This window comes from Candidatus Woesearchaeota archaeon (genome assembly GCA_030651135.1).
Taxonomy (GTDB): domain Archaea; phylum Nanobdellota; class Nanobdellia; order Woesearchaeales; family JACPBO01; genus JACPBO01.
Genome location: JAUSCS010000006.1, coordinates 720,015 through 731,608, shown reverse-complemented (window position 1 = coordinate 731,608; position 11,594 = coordinate 720,015). Strand labels below are relative to the sequence as shown.

At 38.8% G+C, this 11,594-nt stretch carries 6 protein-coding genes; all 6 read right to left on the bottom strand.

Annotated elements, in window-relative coordinates:
- On the bottom strand, positions 1 to 345 hold a 345-nt coding region (locus Q7J54_04450), incomplete at its 3' end, for a hypothetical protein (GenBank protein MDO8740791.1).
- Positions 346 to 407: 62 nt separating this feature from the next.
- Positions 408 to 6,764, bottom strand: a complete 6,357-nt coding sequence (locus Q7J54_04445) for a toxin TcdB middle/N-terminal domain-containing protein (protein ID MDO8740790.1) — start codon at positions 6,762 to 6,764, stop codon at positions 408 to 410.
- Positions 6,748 to 7,233, bottom strand: a complete 486-nt coding sequence (locus Q7J54_04440; GenBank protein ID MDO8740789.1) for a hypothetical protein — start codon at positions 7,231 to 7,233, stop codon at positions 6,748 to 6,750. Before Q7J54_04440 ends, Q7J54_04445 begins: the two co-directional genes overlap by 17 nt.
- Entirely contained in the window at positions 7,230 to 7,526 is a 297-nt protein-coding gene (locus Q7J54_04435; protein MDO8740788.1) for a hypothetical protein, read from the bottom strand. Before Q7J54_04435 ends, Q7J54_04440 begins: the two co-directional genes overlap by 4 nt.
- On the bottom strand, positions 7,523 to 8,803 hold the full coding sequence (locus tag Q7J54_04430) for an RHS repeat-associated core domain-containing protein (GenBank protein MDO8740787.1): 1,281 nt from the start codon (positions 8,801 to 8,803) through the stop codon (positions 7,523 to 7,525). Before Q7J54_04430 ends, Q7J54_04435 begins: the two co-directional genes overlap by 4 nt.
- 142 nt (positions 8,804 to 8,945) lie before the next feature.
- Positions 8,946 to 11,582, bottom strand: coding sequence for a S8 family serine peptidase (locus Q7J54_04425; protein MDO8740786.1), 2,637 nt, complete (start codon positions 11,580 to 11,582; stop codon positions 8,946 to 8,948).
- Between the last annotated feature and the right edge of the window lie 12 nt (positions 11,583 to 11,594).

The window sequence follows — 11,594 nt, the reverse complement described above, 5'->3', positions numbered from 1 at the left end:
ACCGCCTGCGCTAACAGAAGATCTAAATTCTATTCCTCCTATGCCATTAGAACCGCCTGGGTCTTTATCAAGTATTATATCGCCAGGATAAGTAGGTAATCCCAATGTAGAAGATAAATCTCCTATCTGAAGTCTTCCTCTTGGGCTTGTTGTTCCGATGCCGACTTTTTTATTAGCTGAGTCAACATACAATGTATCTGTGTTGACTGCCAGATTATTGCTTACATCCAGATTTCCTGCCTTAAAAATGATGTCTCCTGCGCTGATCAAAAATACTGAAGCCAGCATTAAAATGGCTACAAATAAGATTTTTATTTTGTTTTTCATATTTGATGTTTTTCTCATTTTTAACCCCCTACACCCATATTGCGATGTAAATATGGCTTACAATATAAATTTTTCTACTTTTAACCTCTATTTTGTGTTAATGTTCCCTTAAGGAATATATTGCCTGATTCATCAATGAATGCAGCTATTTGGTCATTGCTGTCTTTTATTATAAAGTTATAATCTATCGGGTTCAAAGTGGTTTGTTTTTCATATAAGCTTCCTTTGATATGCATATTCCCTGTAGTTAAGTCTATTATGGCAACATCATTGCCGTTTCTGTCTTGGAATCTGAATTCATCATTAGATGTTGCGCCATATGCCGAATTCTTGGTTAAAGTTCCTTTTAGCCATAAATTGCCCAAACTATCAAACTTTGCTACAGCATTGCCTAAGCTGTCTTTGAGTCTGAATTGCTCTATCGTGATATTTTGATATATGATGCTGGCGGGGGCATGCACGGGGCTTCCGCCATATGAAAAGGAGAGATTGTAATATTTTGATATTAATTGGATGATATTGCCAATGCTGTCATAATTGTACGTGATGTTGAATTTTTCTTCTGTAATATTCGAAACATTTTGCGGAATGCTGTTTTTATTTTCAACATAAATCTGCATATCGTCATAATAGCTCGTTTGTGTATCGGCATCATAACTGAACCATGCTGAAACTTTATCGCAATAAACTGAATTGCTCGTGTGACAATCTTTATGCAATACTGCTGTTCCATTTATCCAAATGCTGCAGTCCCCCACAGTGGCGGAGGAGTTGCTTAAATTAACTTGGAACTTTATTTGCCACCATCCGCCTTGGCAGCCACTTACACCTAGATCAATGATGGTTGAACCATCATAAAAATACCACTTGTTATTTGCATCGCAGCTAAATTCATAGCATTTTCCCTGCAAAGGATAACTCGAAGCATCTGAAAAACCATAATACCAGTTGCCTCTCGGAAATATTTTCGTTTCTAGTGTTATGACTCCTGCATTTTGAGCGGTGAAGTTCACATAAGTATCATAAAAAGTTCCACCTGACCTGCTGACTGCCAAGGAATAACTGCCATTGACTGGCGATGGCAAAGCGCTTGAAAGGCTTGCTGACAGCATTCCGCCTTTGAACCAATTTACAATTGAACTGCTTGTTTCAAAATCAGATTGATACAATATATTCGAAGTCTGGACTGGCTGCTCAACTGAACCTGAAAAGCGCTGGGCATTGGTTAACCTGTCCAAATTATCATATTGGAATGAACTTGTTTTGCTGTTTATTGCATCTATTATTCTTGCAACATTGCCTGCGCCGTCATAGCTGTATGAGAGATCTTGCTTATCAGATGTGGCTAATCTTGACAGCCTGTAATTATCTGAGTTATATTGCAGATTTGTTGCCAAGCCATTATTATAAACTCTTTGTATCTGCTGCCCAAGTTCATTGTAGTCTATGTTTGGCAGGATGTTATTAATTGACTTAAGCTGGCCTTGTGCACCATAAGAATAGCTCATTATAGAACTGTCTGGCAAGGTTTTTGATACAAGCCTGTCCATTGTGTCATAGGAATAAAATGTGCTGAATGATGTTCCGGCAATTATTTTCTGCTCGTTTATGAGCCTGTTCCTTTGATCGTAATTGAAATTGTTGTCTGATGCTGAAGATTGAACTCTGCTTATTGCACCTATTGTTCCTGAATCATAATAATAATTAATTGTTTCAGCAGGAGCATTCTTTATGGTTATCCTGTCTAATTCATCATACTGCAATGAGATTGAATTTCCTTTATTGTCTATCTGGCTTATTAAATTTCCATTTGAATCATAGCTATAGCTCCAGGTTCCCATGTCCGGGTCCTGTAATTTGATTTTTATGCCAAGCGAATCATAAGTATAGATCATTTTGTTGTTTTTACTGTCTGTGATTTCTTTTAAATTGCCTGATGTATCATAAGCGTAAGATGTTGTATAGATTTCACCGTTGTTGTATTCTTTAACCAAAATTATATTGCCGTATGCATCATAAGCAAAGTCTTTTCTGTTGCTGTTTTCATCATAAATATAATTATTCCAATGATCATACGCGCTTGTCTTTTGAGTGCTATCAGGATTGATTATTTTTATTATCCTGCTTAATGTGTCATAAGTGTAGCTTATTTTTTTAGCAGCAGTTGAAGGTGAAGTATATCCTGCATTGGAAAAATAAGGATTTGTTTCTTCTTTTAATCTGGACATTGAATCGTATATCTTATCTTGAGTGATTAATTGCGAGCTGTCAGATTCTCTTTTAGTCTGAACAATATTTCCAAAGCCATCATAATAATTGTAAGCGTCATATGTTTTTGTTGTCCCGCTTTCTTCTCTCTGCACCATTTTTGTTTCTTCTGGCGCTGTTCCGTCAATGCTGTACTGGATTTCTGTTGTCGGGTAGGTTGCACTATCATAAGGCAGTATTTCTTTTGTTTCTCTTCCAAATACATCATACACATATTCTGTTTTGTAGCTGTTTGGGTCTATGATTGAGAGCAGGTTTCCTGTTCCAGTGTCATAATTGTAGCTGGTTTGATGGCCTTTTGCGTTTGTTACTTTTGCTAAGAATGTGTTTGTTGAATCATAGCTGTAAGTTGTTGCGTATCCCCTTGGATTTATGTAGCTTAAAACATTGCCGTAAGAATCGTAGCTTAAGCTTTCTGTTGGGTTTGATCCTGTGCTGAGCCAATATTCTGCATATGTCAGATCGCCTTTTGTCGGAGCCTGGTCATAATCCTTATTGTCGTACCTGAACCAGCTTTCAGAAACTTTGTTTTGATTGCTGTCCAGCAGATATGTGTGCTTCGGATTGCCAATGATCCATTCATTTGTGTTGTAAAGGTATTCGTTGTAAAGGTATTTTTCATCGCCTGCTGCTGAAGTATCCCCTAAATAAGATATTTTTATCATGTTTCCATAAGAATCATAGCTGAATTCTGTTTTTGCTGTTTTTGGATTGGCTGAATTGCCGTCATAAGTGTAATCTGTAGTTGAAGCTAATTTTACAGCGTAATAGCCTCCTTTGTCCTCTGACGATATTTCATTTTCAGCTTTTTTGTAAGGTGCGCTGTTTTTATCCAGAATCTCACTAGAATATTCAAGCCCTTTCTTGGATTTATCCTGATAAAAATAATGCCTCGTTATTGTCCCATCCGCAAGTGTTTCCTGAACATAATTAAACCCTCTGAATTCTTTTTCATCTGAGTCATACAGGCCGCCGGAATAATCATAGCTTGTTGTAGAGATTATCTGGTTGCTGCTCAGGCCGTTGTTCTGCGTTATAGAACTTACAACCCATCCGCTGAACGGAAGGTCGCTTATGCCGTCGCCGTGGTTGTTGTCTAGCTCAGCTATTTTTTTATAGTCAAGCGCAATAGTTCCGCCAAGCCCGTTTTTTATTGCTGTCAGAAGATATGCTTTTGCAGCATTGTTTGTGTATGTTCTTCTGTTGCTTGCATCTGTTGCTTTGATTAGATCAGGCATTCCATCTCCGTTGATGTCGTCTATTGCAGAGCCAATGCCTTTCAATGTTATGTCGTTCGGGATTGTCCAACTGCTGTCTTGCGTCCAGCCTTTGCCTGTGTTAATCCATATCGTTCTTGTCGAACCGTCGCTTTTTACTATGTCGGAAAGAGAATCGCCATTTATGTCAAGCAAAACTACACCCATATCGTTTCCGCCGGATATGAATGAAGCGCCATCCGGAATAACCCATGTGCTGTCCTGAGCCCATCCTTTTCCTGTGTTGATCCAGGTTATTCTCGTTGAAGTGTCTCCTTTAACTAAATCAGGCATTCCGTCGCCATTGACATCCGCTATTCTTACGCCCCTGTCTTTTCTGTCAGCCGATGTTATAAAATATGCATTAGATGGAACTGTCCAAGTACTATCCTCGAGCCAGCTTGTTCCTGTATTGATCCATGTCCTTCTCTCAGCATCTGTACCTTTTATCATGTCTGTCTTTCCATCGCTGTTGACATCAGCGGCTCTAACGCCTGTATCTTTGTAATCATAAGGTATAAAGGTGCATTGCTGATTGGCATATGATGTGCTGGTATCGTATTGTGTTACTTTATAAGTCCCATATCCAAAGTAATCATTATCATCAACCATAGAACTTGAGCATCCTGGTTCATTGTCATCAAGAGCGTCCCATAAGTTGCCGTTATAATCCTTATAAATGCCCAAAACTACAAAAGCACTTGTTCCTTCATTAGCACAACCATACCCGCATTGCGATTTGCCCCAGTTGCTGCATGATCCATATGAGGGTGCGCAGTAAATCGTATACATGCCTGCTTCATCACAGATATCATAATTAAACCCATCCCAGTCTCCTATATTGGAGCCACCCTGATCTGGGAGGGTATCTTGACCATATCTTGAAAGATATTTATAACGCCAATATGAATTATCTACATTACCTATATAGATGTTGCTATACGTTGAACCATCACCGGGTATGGTTTGCAGCCATGTGGATGAAGTTTTGCTGCCAGCAAATCCAATCCCGGCATATGCATCAAGATCTCTTCCATCACAATCTTTATCATAATCGCCAGAATAATAAGCATCGTCTGTGTATAAGTCATAACATTGAGAATCATCACTTTGCGTTTTTGAGCTGCCTGTATATTCAAACTTATAGCATTTGCTTGCTTGCGGATAAAAATAAGTTCCAGTATCTTCCTCATCATAGTCATTATCGTTCCATTCAGGATATGTTGTATCTGTAAAAACAACTGACCCGGATCCTGAGCATAAAGCAGCTGAGCATGTTCTCGTGCAAGTGCTGCCAGAACAGCTTACACCGCCATCAGTATAACCTGAAGAGCAATAAGAAGGCGTGCATGATGTTGCTACAACATTTCTTTCTGTAAAGCTGATGCCAGCAGGCATCGAAGTGCTGCCTTGAACCCAGCCATTTCCTTTATTGATCACCAGCCTTCCGACGCCTGATGAACCGCCAAGCATCTGCAGCATATCTACTCTTGTATCGCCGTTTATGTCCACGAACCTGACACCCTGGTCCTGCCCCAGGTCATTTACAAAGCCTTCTGAAATAGGATTGCTCTGTGTTTGTTTTGAGCTCCAGCCATTTTTGTTATTTAGCCAGTATTCAAAATTTCCTGAATTGTACATTTTTGAAATATCGTTGAAGCCGTCTCCGTTTATGTCAAAGATTCTGACCCCCATGTCTTTATCGCTTCCAAAATAAGCTTCAGACGGCACAGTCCATGAGCCGTTTTCAGACCACCCTTTATTAAGAGCATTATATGTGAATTCAATGGGTGGCAGTTCTGAAACGCCATCGCTACCTTGCTGCCTTATCTTTTTCAAGAATTTTTTATAATCTGTTGTGTCGTAATCAAATATATATTTTCTTACGAGCTTATTGCTGTTTTTTAATTCTATGTTATTCAATAATGCTGTTTGTTTTATTTTTGTTCCGTATGAATAGCCGTCAAAACCATTTTGGGCATTAAAATTGTAGTTGAATGTAATTAAATTTGCGCCATTATTGTAGGCTATATTGCTCAAATACGTTGCTTGGTCAGGAGAAGGATTTTCAAGATAAGTATAACTTATTGTATTGCTGTGAGTGTCTGTAACCAAATCAAGGTACCACATGCTTACATAATTTTCCTGGTTTGAAACAAACTCCGAGTCTGCATTATAGCCGAACCTGTAAGTTGTCCCGTCTTTTGTTTTAACTATCCAATATTCGCCTTTCTGGTTGCTTGCTCCGGTTTCTTTCTCCACATAAAGATAGCTTTCGATTTCTGTACGATATTTATCTTCAGAAGGAACATAAACGAGTTCCAGATTCATGCCGTTCAGGTTCAGATGGAATTTGTCATCAGATGCGTCTGATCTTGTATATTCTGTGTTCCTGTAAATGAAATTCTGGCTTAAGCCCCAGCCGCTTCCCAGGATGCCTCTTGATCCTGATTGTTGGTGGTTGTAGCTTAGTGTTATACTTGGTTCCAAGCCATTAACTCCAGGAGGAACTTCAAGGCTGAAGCTGTATGTTGCAGAACCTGTGAACATGTCCGTATAATACTGACCGGATGGCTCGAATTTGTTCAATGCATTTACAGTGTCTGCTTTTGGCGGAGTTATTGCCTGAGGCTGTATGGAAGATGCTGCAACTGCCTGGGCAATTTCAGGATTTTCCTGTGCTAGGGTGTCGGTATTAAATATGCTGAAATCAAAGTCACTGGTTTCTTCTTCGGCATTTGATTCAAGAGGATCAGTGCTGTCCGAATAATGCACGATATCGGTAGTTTCGTCGTTAATATCGCTGGATTTTTCAGCAGCTGTTGTTTCCTGGGCTAAAGAAATAGGTGTAAATATAATTAGTAAAATTACAAGGATTGCAAATATTCTGTTTATGCTAATTTTTAGTTTCATTTTTGAAGTAAGATCTGTTTTTATAAACGAAAAATGCAACTATGAAATAAAACAATAAATGCAGCAGGAAGGATATCATGCCGAATACAATGAACATTGAAGGGGATATTGTGAAAGGAAGGGTATCATTAAAAACCTGGGCAACCTTGTCAACTGATGCAATTGTATAAAGAACGCCGATGAGCTCTCCGATTACCAAAAAAGCAATAAAGCAGATGAAAAACTTCCACGTATTCCTGATTCTGAAAAATAACAGGAAGATGAATGTTATAAAAGCGAATAAAATAAGAAAGTCTGCAAAATAATTAACCAAAGCAACTGTATCGCCTAGCAGCGCCATGTTGGCTTCAAGCCTTTCTAAATTGAATTGCTTGAACAGCAGGCTTATTGCAGCAATAAACATCCAGACAACTATTAAAATATAAGATACAGGCATTTTTCTTTTCGGCGCTTTGTTATTGATTTTCATTTTTCGCCTTTTTCTTCTAATTTTTTCATTTTTTCTAATGCTTCTTCAATAATCCCCCTCAGTCTATCGTCCCCTATCAAAACATCATATCCTGCCCTTTTTTTCTTATTTGACTCATAAATATCAAGGTATCCCCACAAGTTTTCAATTATATTGAATTCTTTGGCATTTTGAGGTTTCAAAGTCTCATCATAGAAATATTTGCTAAATGCTTTGTAAAATTTATTACCTATTAAGTTACCTTTCAAATACTTTTTAAGTAATTCTTTAAATGTTTGCAAGTAGTGGCTCATTTTAATCTGAATTTCTTCATTTGTTCTTTGCTTAATTTCAAAGTTGAAGCTAAACCTCCTTTATATTTTCCTTCTTCATAAACAAAAACCGCAATATCTGCGCCATTAACTTTCTTATAGTATCCTCTAACTTTATTTCCGCCAAGTGTATGTGAAAATGTTTTATCAGAGTTAGCAATAATATTCTTATTAAATTCTTTCCACAGTTCTCTCTCCTTTTTCCATGACTTACCGCTGAACATATCTAGCCCGAGCTCAGTAGCATGTTTGTCATATGCATGTTGAAGTCCCTTTGTATTTGAAACAGCCTTTGAAGCAATCTCTTCTCCTTTTCTAACTGCTTTGGTTACATCATTGACCTTGCCTGTAGCTTTGGTTACTTTCTTAATATCGTTTGCCTTACCGGCTATTCTTACAGCATCCTTCGCTTTGTCAGCTGCCTTGGCTGCATGAGCAGCTATCTTTATACCCCTGCCAACACCTGTAACAAACGGAACAAACAGCCCTACAACATCACCGCCTAGGCCTGCCCAATTGGACCATTCAAGAGGTTTACGCACAATATCAACAATATCCCATATTATAAATCCGACATCAAAAATTGTATCCAAAATATGCCCGCTCGGATCAGTATATTTTAATGGATTATTCCTGACATAAGAATACCTGTTCAATAATTGAGGATCATAAACATTCTGCAATATCGTATCCGGCTGCGTGAATTTCATCAATGCAGGAGAATAGTACCTTGCTCCGAAATACATCAACCCAGTTGGATCTTTTTCCTTGCCTGTGAATGTAAATCTGCTCTCGCCGCCTTCAATGACGGCTCCAAAAGGCTCATAGCTTGTTTCCTCAACAATATTACCATTCTGGTCTGTCACAATATTCGTGCTTCCAAGATGATCTGGATGATAATAATACCTCTTGCCGTCAGGATCCTGCCTTGCAATCAATTGCCCGTTGTTATAATAAAACTTTGTATCGTATGTTCCAGAGCTGTTTACAACCCTTACAAAGTTTTCATCAATGTAATAGGTTGTTGTTGGGGCATTATTTTCATCATAAGAAACTTTTTTTACCCTGTCACCACCATAATCGTAAGCGTATTCTTCAAGAATTCTTCCGTTTTGGCTGTTCTCCCTTACTCTCGCCAGCTGATTAAGGGAATTGTACTCATAGTATTTATCTGTATCCTGGACCAGATTGCCATTTGGATCGTAAGAAAGATTGAAAGAGGTTTCTATAGCTAGAGAAACAGGCAGCATTAAAATCATGCCAATCAACAACAGGCTGACTAGTTTTTTGAACGTTTTTGCCCACCCGTTTTGAACTTAAGAGGGTTTGACTATTTAAATGTTTTGTTTTTACAACTATTGAGAAGTAAATTATAAAGGGGTCATTTTGTTTTATTCATCACTAACTATAAAACACCCCATTTCCGCTGTTGTACAGGCCTGCTCTTTCTCCATCACTCAAAAACCTGCTCCAGATTGCCAATTCATCCAGTGTAACATTTGCATTCTCTTTATTGGCCCCTAAACCTCGGAAAACATAGCTGTCATTGGCTGCCCAATTCACACCTGCTGAATTCAGACTGTTGCTGCTGTATGCCAGAGAATTGTCTATCCAGTATCCTACGTGCGTCTTATTAATTTCTATAAAATAATGGTGCCATGCGTTTCTTCCAACTGTTCCGCTAACCTGGTTCAAAACCCAGGACGGCCCAATTGAGCTGCCCCATACCAGATTCGTACTGTTTGTATTGCACATATAATCCAAGGCAAAATAATTGCTGTAATCACCTGACACGCTTCCTCTTCCGATCATTGTGCTTGCATACGAAACTCCGATATCTCCGCATTCGCCAATTTGTTTTGCCCAAAATGAGATTGACACTTGGCCATTTGTATTTATAATCGGCCACCAGTCTGTGTTAAATCTCAGCCAATTTCCTGCTGTAACATTGGCAGAGCTGGCTGCATTGCTGTTTTTTCCATCAGCCACTATCTTGATCTTGCCTGTATTGTTAGTTAAGTGATATGCACTGTTAACGGAATCATCAAACGTGTTAAATGAATGATAAGATACAATGCCATTATTATAAGTGGAATTCCAGGTTCCTGTTGGTGTTCCTATTAATGTTCCTTTTAGGAACATGTTGCCGAGTTTATTTATATAGGCAACCACGCTATTGCTGCCGTTCTTTATTATGAGATTATCATCGCCCGAGGTTGGATTCAGCGTATTTTGATTTTCAGACAAGATTCCTTTCAGATACATGTTGCCATTTGTATTATCCACAATCATAACATCATTGCCGCTGGAGTCTTGGAATCTAAGTTCATCATTGCCTGTTGCAGCATGGCTTGAGCTTTGCTCTAAAGCTCCATTTATCCAAACATTGCCTGTTACATACCCAAACCAGGCCATAATGTTGCCTAAGCTGTCCTTGATTTCAAACCTGCAAATTGTGTCGCTGCCTTCATCTATGTTGCCATCGCAATTGTCATCAACATTATTGCAGATTTCAGCTGCCCCCTGATTTATATTCGCATTGTTGTCATTGCAGTCAACTGGGCCGCAGCTTAAGTTTGTTGAATTATAGCCATCACCATCACTATCTACACAAATTATCTGAATGCTGTTTACAGAAGCAGAAACATTGATTCTTGGGAATGACAAGCCCGTAGCAGAATCATAGACTGATTTGCCTTTTGTTTTCAGCAGGTTTTCTATTTCAGAGGGCTTTAATGCATTGCTATTTACTTTTTTACTATACTGCTGCAATAACGCAGCTGCTCCTGCTGCATGCGGCGCAGCCATTGATGTCCCGCCTTTTGTGGTAAATCCACCGCCTAATTTTGTTGAATATATTGCGTAGCCGGGAGCAAGAACATCAAGAATTTCATCCCTGTTTGTGAAGCATCCAAACTTATCAGCAGCTGTTGTTGTATCTGTGCAAACACCCCACCCAACACTGCCAAGGCTGGCATCATAAACAGCGCCAACAGATGTTGCATTTGTAACACAGGCAGGATAAGAAATGCCGTTTGTATATGCATTATTGCCAGAAGAGACTGAAACAAATATGCCTTCTCTAACAGCAGTATTTATAGAAGTGCCTGCAGAAGAGCTATCACATGTAGAGGGAATATTATATTGTCCTCCATCACCTAAACTCATGCTGATGACAGATATATTGAATTTAGTTTTGTTATTTACACACCAGTCAATAGCCGCAATTACATTGGAAAATGAGCCAGAGCCGTTAACATTCAAAACCTTCATTGCAATCAGCTTTGAGCCTGGAGCAACTCCTTTATAAACTGAATTTGTTGAGGCAACTGTTCCTGCTACATGTGTTCCATGCCCATTATCGTCAATAGGGTTGCTGTCAGAATTGACAAAGTCATAACCACCCATCACTTTGCAGTTTGTTCCTAAACAACCACCTAAATCTACATGCGCATAATCTATGCCCGTATCAACAACACATACTGTTTCGCCTTCTCCGGTTATATTTACGCCATTAACCTGGATGCCCCATACATTATTCGCATCTATTAACGGAACACTCTGGGATAAGCTGATATAAACCTCTCTGTCCAATTCAATTGATTTGATATCAGGATTGATTTTTAATTTATTAAATCCATTAAGCGTAACTGAGCCTGCAAACGCATTTATTGTTTTATACCTGTGTTTTGCCCTGAAATCAGCATCTGCCAATGTTGACAGGACTTTTTCCTGGTTTTCTTTTATTTTTTCATTTCTTAATTCAAGTCTTTCCTGCTCGGTTAAGCCCGCTCTTGCTGTTTCATCTGCTTCTTTAAGTACGATAATAATATCAACAGACTGCTGTGCTGACAGCTTTTCAGCTATGGCTGATTCTGTTGAAACGCCATCAAGCTGTGCAAAGCTTGGCGTATAATTAAATGAACTTGCAATGCTTGATGCAGCCAGAAATACTAGCAGAACTGCCAAAAAAAGAGCAATTTGGCTGGCTGGTTTGAGCTTTTGAGTTATTCTTCCACCAAATAGTTTTATCAACATTATTTTACCTCA